11 protein-coding genes are annotated in these 14,586 nt (G+C 33.5%); 2 read left to right on the top strand and 9 right to left on the bottom strand.

Going from position 1 to position 14,586, the window contains the following annotated elements:
- Positions 1 to 129 precede the first annotated feature (129 nt).
- Both ACHRVZ_RS08420 and ACHRVZ_RS08425 read left to right on the top strand, forming a co-directional pair.
- Positions 130 to 1,557, top strand: a complete 1,428-nt coding sequence (locus ACHRVZ_RS08420) for an MATE family efflux transporter (protein WP_395421854.1) — start codon at positions 130 to 132, stop codon at positions 1,555 to 1,557.
- Positions 1,558 to 1,618: 61 nt separating this feature from the next.
- Positions 1,619 to 2,230 (top strand): N-acetylmuramoyl-L-alanine amidase, encoded by a 612-nt coding sequence (locus ACHRVZ_RS08425; RefSeq protein WP_395421855.1) that lies wholly within the window; start codon positions 1,619 to 1,621, stop codon positions 2,228 to 2,230.
- A 91-nt stretch (positions 2,231 to 2,321) separates the two neighbouring features.
- On the opposite strand, the gene dusB is transcribed toward ACHRVZ_RS08425, so the two are convergent.
- The 9 genes from dusB to ACHRVZ_RS08470 all read right to left on the bottom strand — a co-directional run bounded on the left by dusB (position 2,322) and on the right by ACHRVZ_RS08470 (position 14,554).
- Positions 2,322 to 3,314 (bottom strand): tRNA dihydrouridine synthase DusB, encoded by a 993-nt coding sequence (gene dusB, locus ACHRVZ_RS08430; protein ID WP_395421858.1) that lies wholly within the window; start codon positions 3,312 to 3,314, stop codon positions 2,322 to 2,324.
- Positions 3,315 to 3,611: 297 nt separating this feature from the next.
- A complete protein-coding gene (locus ACHRVZ_RS08435; protein ID WP_395421859.1) occupies positions 3,612 to 4,904 on the bottom strand; it encodes a phenylacetate--CoA ligase family protein in 1,293 nt (430 codons plus the stop codon).
- The gene (locus tag ACHRVZ_RS08440) at positions 4,901 to 6,568 is read right to left on the bottom strand and encodes a C45 family autoproteolytic acyltransferase/hydolase (RefSeq protein ID WP_395421861.1); all 1,668 of its coding nucleotides are present in this window, start codon (positions 6,566 to 6,568) and stop codon (positions 4,901 to 4,903) included. Before ACHRVZ_RS08440 ends, ACHRVZ_RS08435 begins: the two co-directional genes overlap by 4 nt.
- 11 nt (positions 6,569 to 6,579) lie before the next feature.
- Positions 6,580 to 8,097 (bottom strand): phytoene desaturase family protein, encoded by a 1,518-nt coding sequence (locus tag ACHRVZ_RS08445; RefSeq protein ID WP_395421863.1) that lies wholly within the window; start codon positions 8,095 to 8,097, stop codon positions 6,580 to 6,582.
- Between the two features lies 1 nt (position 8,098).
- The gene (locus ACHRVZ_RS08450) at positions 8,099 to 11,779 is read right to left on the bottom strand and encodes a 1-acyl-sn-glycerol-3-phosphate acyltransferase (RefSeq protein WP_395421864.1); all 3,681 of its coding nucleotides are present in this window, start codon (positions 11,777 to 11,779) and stop codon (positions 8,099 to 8,101) included.
- 103 nt (positions 11,780 to 11,882) lie between these two features.
- Positions 11,883 to 13,064 carry a DUF2062 domain-containing protein gene (locus ACHRVZ_RS08455; RefSeq protein ID WP_395421866.1) on the bottom strand — a complete coding sequence of 394 codons (1,182 nt, stop codon included), beginning with the start codon at positions 13,062 to 13,064 and terminating at the stop codon, positions 11,883 to 11,885.
- Between the two features lie 18 nt (positions 13,065 to 13,082).
- Complete coding sequence (locus ACHRVZ_RS08460) at positions 13,083 to 13,568, bottom strand: hypothetical protein (RefSeq protein WP_395421868.1); 486 nt, start codon at positions 13,566 to 13,568, stop codon at positions 13,083 to 13,085.
- Between the two features lie 2 nt (positions 13,569 to 13,570).
- On the bottom strand, positions 13,571 to 13,942 hold the full coding sequence (locus ACHRVZ_RS08465) for a 3-hydroxyacyl-ACP dehydratase (protein ID WP_395421870.1): 372 nt from the start codon (positions 13,940 to 13,942) through the stop codon (positions 13,571 to 13,573).
- 6 nt (positions 13,943 to 13,948) lie between these two features.
- The gene (locus ACHRVZ_RS08470) at positions 13,949 to 14,554 is read right to left on the bottom strand and encodes an outer membrane beta-barrel protein (protein WP_395421871.1); all 606 of its coding nucleotides are present in this window, start codon (positions 14,552 to 14,554) and stop codon (positions 13,949 to 13,951) included.
- Positions 14,555 to 14,586: the final 32 nt, after the last annotated feature.

The raw sequence follows: 14,586 nt of genomic DNA on the forward strand, positions 1-14,586 counted from the left end.
AAATCTACAGCATATGATTGTTTCTGCCTAATCCTATTTTATTTTTTGAATAATTAGGATACTTACGTTTATTTTCTTGAGTTCAGATCATTGAATCTGAGCTATTTTTATCATTTATCCTAATACATCATGACAGAAACAACAATAAAGAAAAGTTTATTTTCTAAAATTTTTACCACCTTAAAACAAGCCATAAAAGGCGATGAATCTTTTGATTACACAATTGGAAGTATCAAAAAAGCCGTTATACTATTAGCCATTCCGATGGTTTTAGAAATGATGATGGAATCTGTTTTTGCTTTAGTCGACTTATATTTTGTTGGACATTTAGAGCATAGCAGTTTTGCCATTCAAACTGTTGGTTTAACAGAGTCAGTCCTCACAATTATATATTCTATAGACATAGGATTAAGTATGGCAGCAACGGCAGTTGTAGCAAGACGAATTGGAGAAAAAGATCCGGTCGCAGCTGCGAAAGCTGGAATGCAGGCAATTGTTATAGCATTTATAGTAAGCATTTTTATGAGTATTTATGGAATTATCTATGCTAAAGATATTCTTTTATTCATGGGAGCTTCTGTAGATGCCGCCGAACATGGTTTTAGGTATACCCAGATAATGATTGGTTCAAGTTTATGTATCACTCTTTTATTCCTGATTAACGGAATTTTTCGTGGTGCGGGAAATGCTGCAATTGCGATGAAAAGTCTTTGGATAGCCAATATATGTAATATTATTCTTTGTCCAATACTAATTAATGGTTTCGGACCAGTTCCTGCTTTTGGATTAACAGGTGCAGCGATTGCTACAACTTTAGGACGAAGCATTGGAGTTTTGTATCAAATTTATCATTTGTTCTACGGAAATGGAGTTTTAAAAATTAAAATTTCTTATTTGATTCCAAATTTAAAACAGATAAAAGCTTTATTTAAAATTGCTGCTCCGGGAGTTTTACAATTTGTAATAGCCTCATGCAGTTGGATTTTTCTGGCACAATTGGTTGCAACAACAGGTGGTGATCATGGTTCTGCGGGTTATCAGACAGCGCTTAGAATTATGATGTTTTTTATTCTTCCGGCTTGGGGATTAAGTAATGCGGCCGCAACATTGGTAGGGCAAAATTTAGGAGCAAAACAAATTGATCGTGCCGAAAAAGCAGTTTATGCAACGGCAAAGTACAATGTGATTTTCATGGCCACAATTATGGTGGCTGTATTATGTTTTGGAAAATACATTATTTCATTTTTTACTAATGATGAATTGGTCAAAACGATTGCTGTTGAAGCTTTACAAATAATGAGCATCGGATTTGTTTTCTACGGAATTGGAATGGTTTTAATCAATACATTCAATGGAGCAGGAGATACCTGGACACCAACGGGAATTAATTTCTTTGGGTTTTGGTTGTTTCAAATTCCGCTAGCATATGTTTTAGCAAAACATTTTAATATGGGGCCAACAGGAGTTTTTATCGCAATTCCAGTTGCTGAAACAGCAATTACATTGGCGGGGATCTTTTTTTATAAAAGAGGAAAATGGAAACGTATTGAGGTTTAGTATTTTGTACAATATTTCTTAATTTTATTCGTTTGAAATTTATAACCAAAAATAAATTGATATGAAAACCAAAATTAGAATTTTAGGAATTTTAAGTGCAGTTGTTCTTTTAGGAGTGTGTTTTGCATTTAGACCACTAGAAGAAAAGAAGATTATTGTGATTGATGCCGGTCATGGCGGAAAAGATCTTGGTGCCGACATGTATGGATTTCAAGAGAAATTGATTACGGAAACAATCGCAAAAAAAATTAAAGCATTAAATAAGGATAGTAACCTTGAAATTGTTTTACTTCGAGATGGTGATCATGAGATGGAATTGAGCGAAAGAGTTTCTATCATCAATAACCTAAAACCGGATTTGGTTGTTTCTTTGCATATTAGTGCAAATATGAATATGAGTGCAAACGGAGCGCGGGCCTTTATTCCATCAAACGAAACGTTTCATGAAAAATCAAAAGAAAGTGCAGTCATTGTAATTGATAAAATGACCGAAGCTGGAAATCTTAAAAAAAGAAGAATTACCGAAGCACCCTTTTATATGCTTAAAAACGCAAGTTGTCCTATAATGACATTAATGATTGGATTTTTATCGAATGAAAAAGATCGCGATTATATTACCAGTGAAGATGGACAAAACGAAATTGCATTAAATATTTTAGAAGCTGTAAAATAAAAAATACTTATATAAAAAAAGACCTTCATTATTGATGGTCTTTTTTGTTTTATAGATCTAAGTTTTAAACTTTAACAAAGATTAAGTATTTTTAAACAAACTCATATCCCGCATAAACCTGTTCAATTTCTTTCATAATTGCGAATAAATTTTCAGGCTCATCAGTTGTAACCAGTTTTTGTTTGTATTCTTTAAAAGAATGAATCCCTTTAAAATAATTGGTATAATGACGACGCATTTCTACAATTCCCAAACGTTCACCTTTCCATTCCATCGACCACATTAAGTGATTTCTGGCAGCCTCTACACGATCGGCAACCGTTGGAGCGGCTAAGTGTTCACCCGTCTTAAAATAGTGCTTGATTTCATTAAAAATCCATGGATAACCAATAGCAGCACGACCAATCATGATACCGTCAATACCGTATTCATTTTTATATTTTAATGCTTTTTCTGGATTGTCAATATCGCCATTTCCAAAAATTGGCATTGTAATTCTCGGGTTATTTTTTACACGTGCAATATGCGACCAGTCTGAGTGACCTTTATACATTTGTGCACGGGTTCTGGCGTGAATTGTTAGAGCCTGAACACCAATGTCCTGAAGTCTTTCTGCAACTTCATCAATATTAATTGAGCTTTCATCCCAGCCTAAACGTGTTTTTACTGTAACAGGTAAATCAGTACTTCTGATAACTGCTTTTGTCAAACGCACCATCAAATCTACATCTTTCAAAACTCCCGCTCCGGCACCTTTACAAACTACTTTTTTAACCGGACATCCAAAATTGATATCTACTAAATCTGGTTTTACAGTAGAAACAATTTTAGACGAAAGTGCCATTGCTTCTTCATCTCCACCAAAAATCTGAATTCCAACCGGACGTTCATAATCAAAAATATCCAGCTTCATTCTACTTTTAATAGCATCACGAATCAATCCTTCCGATGAAATAAATTCAGAATACATCATGTCAGCGCCATGCGTTTTGCATAATCTGCGAAACGGCGGATCGCTCACATCTTCCATAGGCGCGAGTAATAAAGGAAATTCGGGTAATTCTATGTTGCCAATCTTGACCATCTTCAATATTTTGTGCAAAATTACAACATTTAGTTCAATTTGTACCAAATTGAGGTTCAAAGGTTCAGAGTGGCAAAGTTGCAAAGGTTTTTATGTAAACTTTAAGTCTTTTATGTTCAGGAATTTGTCATTTCGACCGAAGGGAGAAATCACACAAGAAAAACCCACACAGAAAGTTATCAATCTTTGTCGAATTACGAGTGTGATTTCTCCCTTCGGTCGAAATGACATTAAGAGTTGTTATTAAGTTTAAGTAGAAACCTTTGTCCCTCTGAACCTTTGCAACTTTGTACCTTTTTACGAAACTCTATAATCAAAAAATCGAATTGGTTTTCGACTCATCGGATTAAAAACTAGAGGATTTAAAGTTTCTTTTGAAGCGAATTCAATCTTTGGAGTAACTCTTAATTTGGCTCTAAAGTGATCTTTGATTTCCTGTAAAAATTCAGAAGACTGATTTTTTACGGCAATCTTTATTAAAATTTCATCTGTACCTAAATCGTTGGTAGAAATCTCAATAATATGATTTTCAATATTGTCAAAACCGCTCAAAACATCATTCATCGCAGGCGGATAAAGTGTTGTTCCTTTGTATTTTATCATTTGTTTTTTACGTCCAACAACGGGGCCAACACGCAAAGTATGTCGCCCGCAAGCGCAAGGTTCGTCATGAAGCTGGACAATATCGCCAGTTTTAAAACGTAATAAAGGCATCGCTTCAATACCTAAAGTGGTAAAAGTCAATTCGCCCGTTTCTCCATTTTTTACCGGAATATTATTCTCATCAAGCACTTCAACAATAATTAATTCCGGATGATGATGACCTCCAATTCCGTGTTCACATTCGGTAAAAGCAGTGCTCATTTCAGTAGAAGCATAAGTCGAAAACAACTTAATATTCCATTTTTCCGTAATTTTTTGAGACAAAATGTTCATTGAAAAATCCTGATTTCTCAACGATTCTCCAATGCAAATTGCACCTTTTATGCTCGAATTATTATAATCAATTCCGTGCGCTTCGGCATATTCAATTAACTTCAATAAAAACGAAGGAACAGTAATTAAATAAGACGGATTGTATTTTAAAATAGAATCCCATTGCAATTCCGGAATTCCGGCGCCAACACGAATTACGCCCACTTTTAGTTTTCGAAGTCCAAGAAAATAAGCCAATCCAGCCATAAATTTCCTATCAATAGTAGTCATTAATTGCACCACATCACCTTCGGCAATTCCGGCGCAGGCAAACGAAATAGCTTCATTATAAGCCAATCGATCCAAATCAGAATCGGTTAAACCAAAAGTTACCGGATCACCAAGAGTTCCTGAAGTCGAAGCATAATCGATAATCTTATTTTGCGGTACACACAAAAAATCATCATTGTACTCTTGCAAATTTTCTTTAGTTGTAACAGGTAAAAATTGTAAATCTTCCAGCGTTTTTACTTTTGAAATATCAATGTTTTGTCCTGCAAAAAGTCTTTTATAGAATGGTGAATGTTGACTGATATATTGTAAAAGTTCGGCTAGTTTTTGTTCTTGAAAAATTTTAATTTGTTCTAAAGAATCCTTTTCTATTGTTGGAATCATTGTAATTTTCTTTTGATTTTTTTTAAATATTTTTCAATTTGTATTTTCTCAGGAGCCGTTGTAATTTCTTTGGTCAACGCTTTTTCAAAATTATCCTGAGATTTTCGAAAGTCCTTTTTTCGATAAAAATACAATCCGGTTTTATAATACACAACCCAATAATCTGGGTTTAAGGATTGATAGTTTTGAATAAAATCAGAAGTGATTTCTGTTTTATTTTTCAAATATAAATCTATTTTGTGGTCTTCAATTCTAAAATTTTGATAGTTTTTATATTTTGTAGTTTCCAGAAAAGGATCTTTAGCAATATTTAGATTTTCTTGTTCGAGTGAAACTACATTATTGGTTTTCCTTTCTTTAAAAATCGAATCCAGATTATAACAAACAAATTCACCTAATTGATAGGGATTTGCAGACACCCAAACCAATTTTTCTTTCGGTTTAAAGATGATTCCATGATGCGCCATTAATTGATTCAATGCTTTTTCGTTACCATAACCCAGCGGCATATTCTGTAAACCCTCTTTATTTCGAAGAATCTCAGATGCAATTTTGGGATTGATTTTAGGGTTTTCAGCAAAAAGTTCCTGCATTCTGTCAAAGCGATATTTAGAATGACTGTTCGCAATTTGGAATTGATTTTGTTCTTCATTTTTAAAAGCATCGCTCTGAAAATGGTTGGAACAAATTAATTGATCACTGTTTGGAACTTCATAAACAGCCATTTTTTTAGGCGTAACTTCAATTAAAACCGCTTTGTTATCTATGGCACTTCCTACCATTATAGATTCTGAAACAAAAACGGATCTTTTTTTAGCAATCGCAATGGCTTGGTCAATAGTTGTGGCGTGTTGTAAAATTTCACGCGTTAGAATCGAAATTGGAGTTTTGGCAATCATCGGAATTTTAGATTTTCCCGCATTAATTGTTACCGTTAATCCTTGCTCATTCATTCCCGAAACCGCTCCAATCATTCCTGGCCAGGTTACCATCATAAATTGGTTTCCTTCTTTCGGATTTACAAAGGCGACGATTTTATTTTCCGCGAAAGCGTCATTTACATAAAAGTCAAAATTGCGTCCGAGGATTAGATTGCCATCTTCAGATTTTTCTCCCCAAGCAGCAAAAGAGGAGCAACCAACCAAAGCCAAATCTTGCAAAGCGTGTCCAATATCGTGTGCGGCATGCAAATATAAACTTCGCTGAAATTGAGGTGCGATGTTATCGAAATCAGTTGAAGTGTATTGCGAAATGCCATAAATCTCAGTTTGATATTCTTCAGGAACGTTTAGATACAATTTTCTGTTGTACCATTTTAAAAAGTGTCGGAGCATTTTTTGCTCAAACTTAGACGGAATTATATCTTGTATTTTAGAAAAAAAGATGTGCTCTTGATTTTTTAAAAGAGAGTCAGACAAAGCGCCAGCGTTGAGCCCAATTTCTAATGGATCACCTTCGAGATACATTTCCCAAATGCCTTGTTTGTTTTTTAAAAGTGAATTTTTTCCAGAAACAAAAACAGTATCAGATTGTTTTGTTACAACTGGTTTTGCAGTATTGTAATTTGAAACTTCAGGCTGATGATGCATAGATTTTGATGTTCCGCACGAAGCTAACACCAATAAAAAACCAACGAAAAAAAATAAATTAATTCGGATTTTCATATCTCTACTTTTTATTCAGATGCTTTATTTATTTTGGTTACTAAATATTCTTTTCCAACAATTTCTGAGCAAGTTACAACGGCTCCAATCGTTACGCCTAAAACGCCATGCATATTGATACTTTGACCCGTAAGATACAAATTGTCTAATTTGGTTTTTGATGGAATCAACGTTTTCATCGGATTATTCGAATCTTTAACATAACCGTACATATTGCCATTGTCTCCTCCAATATAATCGCGATAGGAGAGCGGTGTTGAAGTGTGTACAGATTGAATACAATCTTTGATTCCCGGAAATTTAATTTCAATTTCATTTAAGAACTTTGAAGCTTTTCGCGATTTAAAGTCTTCGTAGCTTTCGCCACGATCGTTTTCTTCAGCAGTTGTATTAAACGTGTCCATCCAAGGCGCCACATCATCATATTTCATGTAGGTGATAAAAGTCATCCCTTCTGCCCATTCTTCCTGTTTTTTTGAGGTATTCATAGAAGCCATAAAAGCTTTTGGCCAAGTATTCTCGTCGTAATCATGAGCCGTCCAGACTTCGCTGCTTTTCTTAAAATGATAATGATTGTGATTGATGTATTTGAAGGTTTCAGGTTTAAAAACGATATACAAACTAAAGGCAGAAATAACACCTTCAAGACTTTGAACCCGACTATAAAATGATTTTCTGAAGTTCTCTTCGCCAGCCATTTTCAGTGTCGTTTTCGGTTCTATATTCGAAATGAAATAAGAACCGGAAACCTGAGTTCCGTCTTTCATATCGACAGAAGTGACTTTTTTATCTGAAACATTAAATCGAATAACTTCTTTGTATTTATAGAATTCGCCGCCGTATTTTTTAAGCTGTTTTAAAAGTTGCTTTGTGATTTGACTTCCGCCATTAATACATCTCCATGAACTTTGAATGTAAGAGTTTACAGAAAGGGCATGAACGTAAAATGGCGATTTATCTGCAATGCCAGCATATAAGAAATTAGATCCTGCCAAAACTGCTTTTAGTTTTTCATTTTGCGTACATTCTTCGATCGTTTGCTTGGCATTGAGACCTAAAATTTCGTTATCATATTTACCTTCCCATTCTAAATTATAGAGCGGAAATGATTCACAAATTGTTTTTATTTTTTTGCAATACTCCTCAATATTGGATTTTTCATCCGGGAAAAATTTCACCAGTTGATTGGCAAAATTATCATAACCTTGCGCATGAGGATATTCGTTTTGATCGTCTTCAAAAGAGATAATATCAAAACCGTTTTCATCTAATTTCTTTAGATTGAGATGATCCATAATTCCCAAATATTTAAAATATTTGTTCAGATTCTGACCTTCGTCTAAACCTCCGATGTAATGAATTCCGGTGTCAAAAATGGTTTTATCGCGTACAAAAGTTTGCAAATTGCCACCATATTGATTGTTTTTTTCGAGCACACAAACGCTGTAGCCTTCTTTTGCCAAAATAATTGCCGAGACCAGTCCGCCTAGTCCGCTGCCAACAATTACTAGATCGTATTGCTCTTTCATGCTAATTTTTCTTTAATACGATTATAGAATTTTCTTCTAAAACACATTCAAAACCAAAGTTAATCAAAGCGTCTTTTGAAATAGAATTGTTGAGAACAATAATTAAAGAAGTACTAGAAATTACTTTTTCAAGAGCATCTTTATAATGTGTATCAGAAACTAAAACAACATCATATAGATTTGGGAAAGCCAATTCTAATTGATCCAGATAAGAAATCTTTCTTTTGGTAACTAAATAATTGGTTTTTGAAACGGCTAATTTTTCTTCATCAAAATTGAATGAAATTATTTTGCGTTGAGGTTCCTGCAAGGTTAACAACACATCCAATTGACCATAATCATTTGACAAATGCAATATTTTGGCTTTCGCCGAAAGATGCTTATTGAGACGATAGTAGGTTTCCAGATTATTTTTTAAATTGGTTTTGACACTATTGATGACCTCGATTTCTTTATAATCAAAACTATGTATAACCATTTTTTTGAAGTAGTCCGGGCCTTCTAATTTTTCACGAATTTTATGAAATTCTTCTTTAAAAAACGCACTGATTTGTTTTGTTCTTTCGGCATAATTTTTACCAAAAGAAAGATTATTAGGAGTAATTCTTTCTAAAATAGTAAGCGTAAGATGGCTATGATGAATTACAAAATCGCCTTTCGGAATTGCTTCTGAAGCACCGTGAATCACAACAGGAATAATATCCAGGTTAAATTCTTCGGCAAGATAAAAAGCACCTTTGTGGAAACGTTTAATCTGATTGCTTTCAGATCGCGTTCCTTCCGGGAAAATCATAAGCGAATAACCTTCGTTTACTTTTTGGCGTAAATGTTCGACACCGCCTTCAATTCCTTCTGAAACCGGATAAAAACCTGCTTTTCTTACCGTTCCGCCAAAAATAGGAGAGTTGTAAACCCAATCGCTCACTAAAAATATAATTTTTGGACTCAACATTCCCATTGCCAAAATATCGATAAAAGAAGAGTGATTGGCAATTATGATGGCCGGTTTTTCGAAAGTTTCATTAAATTCATTCACTACTTTTTTGTGAATAAACGGATTCGAATACAACACCGATTTCATGAATTTCGAAATGATATAACGAAATCCTTTCATTTTTGTTTTTTCGTTTATCGGAAGAATCGGCATAATGGTGATGCAGAAAAGCGACATCAAAATACCGCCAAGTCCGTAATAAGTAAACGATATAACACCGTGAATAAAAGTGCGCAACACAAAAGGCGGATTCCCTTTTTTTGAACGGTTGGATATGAATAATTTGAAAAGAATTGGATAGAAAATGAATGTTATAATTAGTGCGGCAAAAACTCCAATTAAAGAAACAGACGAAATAGATCTCAACGCCGGATGTTCTGCAAAAATCATCGCGCCAATTCCTAATATTGTAGTAATTACTGCCAGAATTATTGAAGTTCTGTAAATGGCAATTTCATTTTTTCCGGAAGTGTATTCTTTTTGAAGTGCGCTCGTCATGAAAATACTAAAATCGACACCATGACCAAAAATCAGTGTACATACAATCATACTGAAAATATTCATCTGAATGCCAAAAACGCCCATAATTCCTGCAGTCACAATTCCAGTTAAAGCAATTGGAATGCAGCTGACAATAACTAATTCTAATCTGCGGAAAAAGAAAAACAGAATTAAAATTACAGCAACAAAAGAATAATTTACCAGCGAATTAAAATCAGTTTTTAAAGTACTAAAAAAAGTTTCATTCATTTGCTGACGATCTATCGCAATCAGATTCTTTTTGGCTGAAGCCGATTTTACAAAAGCGTCACGTTGCTGCGGAGTGACTTTGACCAAAGTAGAGATCGTGAAAAAACCATTTTTTTCGGTTACAAACTCCTTCAATTGTAAAGCCTGAATTTTTAAATAATCTTGTGCCGAAATAGGTTTGAAACTAGTATTCAAGTGATCAAAAAAAGCAGCATAAGTTGTTGGTTTGAATCCGAGTTTTGAGCCTTCAGCAATTAATTGAGATTGTAAAAGTTGCTTTTTATTGGTATCCCAAAACGAATTCCATTTGTCGATTTTCTGTTGCTGTTCCTTCTGCGAAAGCATAATTCCGCCAACAGAACTAAAATTCAATATTTTATCTTTTTGTTTTTCTTTTGATAAATCGGAGAAAAGTTGACTGTTGTTTTGCAAAACTTCTTCCATGCTATTTCCGTATGAAGCAACATAAATGGTTTTTGAAGTTAAACTTGTGCTTTCTTCCAGATCTTTTTCGGCAGCTCTAATTTCTTTCGGAACAAAATTCAATTGCGATAAATCATTATTGAAACCGACATTATTATAGGTGAAACAACAAATAATCGTAATTAAAACGCAAAATCCAATGAGGTACTTATTATTGTGAAAAGAGAAATGAGCCAGTTTATCGATCCAGTTTTTCTTATGTTCAAAATTATTTTCTTTCGGTTTGTACAAATGAGGTACAATTAAAAGCGAAAAAAGAGCCGAAGCCATTACAATAACAGCAGCAAAAATTCCTAAGTCGTTCAGCGCATCAGATTTCACAAAAAGCAAACATAAAAAAGCAACTGCAGTTGTTGAACTACTCATGATTACAGGCATTGTAATGTCTTTGTACAACGTTTTTACATCACTGTTGTGTTTATAATGCGTAAGTATATGGATCGAATAGTCGATTGTGATTCCTAATAAGATCGAACCAATTCCGAGAGAAATGGCTGAGATTTGTTCCTTAACAAAGTATAAAAATGCCACTGCAAACAAAGCTCCAAAAACTGTTGGAAGAAAAATGATGAGTGGAATCATTACTTTTCGATAGAACAAAATCAAAATCAACATGAGCGTAATCATCGCAATTGTTGTGGTTAAAATAATATCACTTTTAATTTGATTGGCATTGGCAACCGCAATCAAAGCGGAACCAAAATAACTGATAGAAGTTTTGCCTTTGAATTTCTGATTTAAATTGTCCTGAATCGATTTTAGTTTTTCGGCAAAAATCGTGTTCTTTTCAGTTTCACTCGAAGGAAGATTTGACGTAATGAACAACAACAATTTCTTTTTATCCTTAGTCATTACAAAACCATTGTCCAACGTAAAATCGTCACCAATATTTAATTGCTGTAATTTTTTTAAAGCTATAAACGAAATTCCAAGAGGATCTTGAAGGATAAAATCTTTAGTGATAAATCCTGATGGAGAAATAATCGATTTGTAATTTCCCTGAACGGTTGCTGCAATACTATCTTTTTGAAGTTTATTCGAAATTGCATCGTAATCTTTGTTTTCTAAAAAAAGAGGTAAATTATTGTAAACAAAATCGATTGTTTCCTGAATGTTTTCTTCGTCAATTTTTCCCTGAATTCCGGTTACGTAAGGTTTACAGGATTTTGCAACGCTATCAGAAAAAGCGGTTGCCATTTCTTTTAAATCTTCTTCTGTGCCGTTTTTATCCAATTTGAAAATAACGGTAATTTTATCAGCAAAATTAAGCTGTTTCAAAACCTTTGCAGTTGCATCGGCTTTGTCATTTGTTGGAATTAGCTTGGTAATATCCTCTTCAAACTTAATTTGAGAAGCAAAAAAGCCAAACACAAAAAGCATCAGAATTGCCAATGCAACCGACAGCGATTTTCTTCGGTTTACAAACAAATGAATGGCGTGAAAATAGTGATGCATATTTTTATTTTTTTTAGCCACAGATTAAAAGGATTAAATTGATTTTAAATTCAGGGTGAAAAAAATCAGTATAAATCCTTTTAATCTGTGGTAAAATATTTAATTATTGTAATTTTTTCTTAGAACTAAAAGCGGTTAAAAGTAAATAACTTATAAGACCAACAGACAGTGCTAAAACGGATGCTAAAATAAGACTTCCGACGATATATTGTGTTGCATTTTTCTGAATATCATCGAGCGTAATCGAACTATCTAAAATTAAAGGAACGTCATTGGATACAAAATAACTTCCCATTTTTAAAGAACCGTAGATAACAAAGGGTATAAAAGGCGGAAAACTCACATTTGAGGCCAGGTAAGCAATGACTTTGTTGAGTCTAAACAAAGCGGCAAAAGTAAAAAGCAGCACGGTTTGAAATCCCCAAAAAGGAGAAATTCCGATAAAAATTCCCAATGCAATTGCTGCCGATTTTTTGAAATTTGAATCGCTGCTTTCTAAAATATCTTCTAGAAAGAATTTTTTAAGACCTTTCTTTTTTGCTTTTCTAAAGAAATCTCTTGGTTTGATATACAACAAAGCATTAAGAACCAAAACGGTATTTAAAATACTAATTCGGGTAAAATCCTGGAAGGGTCTAAAATGCGAAACGCGTTCTGCAGGATCGTACAAAATCTGAATCGGAATGTTTTTCACCACAATTCCTTTCCACGCAGATCGTACAATAACTTCAATTTCAAACTCAAATTTATTAGTATAAAATTGTTTCGGAATCAATCGCAAAGGATATGATCTAAAACCTGATTGCGTGTCATCTAATTTAATTCCGGTTTCAAACTTAAACCAGAAATTCGAAAATTTATTTCCAAAGCTACTTTTTTTAGGCACATTTTCCTGTGTCATATTACGGCTTCCAATCAACAACGAATTAGGCTCGTTTTGAATTTCAGCAATAAATTTCGGAATATCAGAAGCAAAATGTTGTCCGTCAGAATCGATTGTAATAGCGTACTCAAAATTCATTTCGATTGCTTTTCGAAACCCATTTCGAAGCGCTCTTCCTTTTCCTAAATTTTTAGGATGATGAATTTGTGTGAATTGCGAATATTGTTTTAGAATTTCGCTGGTTTCATCAGTCGATCCATCATTAACAATAATGATATTTGAGGTGAAATCTACAATAGAATCCAGCACTCTTTTCAACGTTTTCTGATTATTGTACGTTGGAACAATGACACAAAAATGAATTGAATCAAGTAAATCTTGCTGTGATAAAATAGGTTTCATGGGGAGTTTTTCTTTAGCTTACTTCGCGAATTGTCTCTCTTTTTCAGAGAAACTTTTCGATTGTAAAATAAAGTCTTTTAGATATTCTTTTAAAGTTGCACTTTGCTCAGCATAATGCTCTGTAATGTATTTTTTGTCTTCTTTGATGTTTTTCTTATAACCCGTAATTCCCGGAACATTTTCCTGAATACTTAAACGGATCATTCTAATTTCAATATTGTTGGGTTCACTTTTTATAGTTGATTCAAGCAATTTAGCACCTTCTTTAAAACGATCCATTTTATCTTTCAGTTTCTTCTCAAACTTAGAATCCAACAAAATAGAAGCAGCCTTATAAGCCACTAAAATTTTATCGTCGTTATTAGAAACACCGGCAAGTTTTCCTGAAAAATCTTTGGCATTTGCTTCAGATTTTGAAACATCAGAATACATTTTTCTTATGCTTGTCAAATCTGGTGTTCCAGCAAAACTAACCCATAAAAGCAGTGACAATAATAATTTCATAATTATATTTTTTTGTACACATTGCTCAATTTCAGGGCAACAGTGTCGTTAAAATAAGTCGTGTTTTTTACTTTAACCAAATCGTCTTCGGTTGTTGTAATGTCAAGTTCTAAACGCAATTCCGGAGTTACCTCAGGATTAATAAGCGCCATAAATTTTACATTTGCCAATGTCTGAATGATCAAAGTACTTTTGGTAATAGCTTCTGTAAGTTCTTTAATAATCTGAATCATGCAAACTCCCGGCATAATTGGGTTTCCTGGAAAATGACCTTTGAAAACTTCATGTTTTTCATTGACCAAAATCGTAATATTATATTTAGAATCTCCTGTTTTTTCTTCTGAAAGAACTTTATAAAAATCTTTTAAAACCATAATTTTTTATTTGCCAAAAGGATATGAAATTCCCAATTGAAAACTAACATTTGTATTATAATCGGCCAACCAATAATCATCATTATTTTGGCTGCTTGCGTAAGTATCACTATCTAAAACATCTACTAATCCTTTTTTAAATCGGGCTTCAAACGTTAATCCGGATGGTAATCTATAAGCTAAACCCATTACAAAGGCCAAATCGACATCAGATTTTTCATAAAGTAAATTATCTTGTAATCTAAAGTCTAAAGTTGGACCCACCTGAACCTGAAAACCACCATTAAAAGTAAATTTATTAATCATAGCAATAGAAAGATAGTCAATTTCTAAATTTCGGGATTCGATAACATCCTGACCATTATTGTAACTAACAAAGGTTTTAACATTATCAGCACCTTGCTGACTATAAGTAATTTCAGGTTGTAAAGTGTAAATCTTAGTTAATTTGATTTCGCCAAAACCACCTACATAAAAATCAGTTTTATAATCAGAACGTGTATTTGAGAAAGTAGAAAATGAAGCTCCGGCTCTTAAACCTGGTTTGAACGTTACTTGAGCATTCATTATACTTGCAAATAAAACAAAGACAATTACGGCTATTTTTTTCATTTTTGGGTTGTTTTAAGTTTAGGTTTAGTTTA

The organism is Flavobacterium sp. FlaQc-57 (genome assembly GCF_044007395.1).
In the GTDB taxonomy this organism is placed as follows: domain Bacteria; phylum Bacteroidota; class Bacteroidia; order Flavobacteriales; family Flavobacteriaceae; genus Flavobacterium.

What these genes read in the sequence shown, in the direction of transcription:
- ACHRVZ_RS08420 (WP_395421854.1), top strand. Translation starts at nt 130, where the DNA reads ATGACAGAAACAACAATAAAGAAAAGTTTATTTTCTAAAATTTTTACC.
- ACHRVZ_RS08425 (WP_395421855.1), top strand. Translation starts at nt 1,619, where the DNA reads ATGAAAACCAAAATTAGAATTTTAGGAATTTTAAGTGCAGTTGTTCTT.
- dusB (WP_395421858.1), bottom strand. Translation starts at nt 3,314, where the DNA reads ATGGTCAAGATTGGCAACATAGAATTACCCGAATTTCCTTTATTACTC.
- ACHRVZ_RS08435 (WP_395421859.1), bottom strand. Translation starts at nt 4,904, where the DNA reads ATGATTCCAACAATAGAAAAGGATTCTTTAGAACAAATTAAAATTTTT.
- ACHRVZ_RS08440 (WP_395421861.1), bottom strand. Translation starts at nt 6,568, where the DNA reads ATGAAAATCCGAATTAATTTATTTTTTTTCGTTGGTTTTTTATTGGTG.
- ACHRVZ_RS08445 (WP_395421863.1), bottom strand. Translation starts at nt 8,097, where the DNA reads ATGAAAGAGCAATACGATCTAGTAATTGTTGGCAGCGGACTAGGCGGA.
- ACHRVZ_RS08450 (WP_395421864.1), bottom strand. Translation starts at nt 11,779, where the DNA reads ATGCATCACTATTTTCACGCCATTCATTTGTTTGTAAACCGAAGAAAA.
- ACHRVZ_RS08455 (WP_395421866.1), bottom strand. Translation starts at nt 13,064, where the DNA reads ATGAAACCTATTTTATCACAGCAAGATTTACTTGATTCAATTCATTTT.
- ACHRVZ_RS08460 (WP_395421868.1), bottom strand. Translation starts at nt 13,568, where the DNA reads ATGAAATTATTATTGTCACTGCTTTTATGGGTTAGTTTTGCTGGAACA.
- ACHRVZ_RS08465 (WP_395421870.1), bottom strand. Translation starts at nt 13,942, where the DNA reads ATGGTTTTAAAAGATTTTTATAAAGTTCTTTCAGAAGAAAAAACAGGA.
- ACHRVZ_RS08470 (WP_395421871.1), bottom strand. Translation starts at nt 14,554, where the DNA reads ATGAAAAAAATAGCCGTAATTGTCTTTGTTTTATTTGCAAGTATAATG.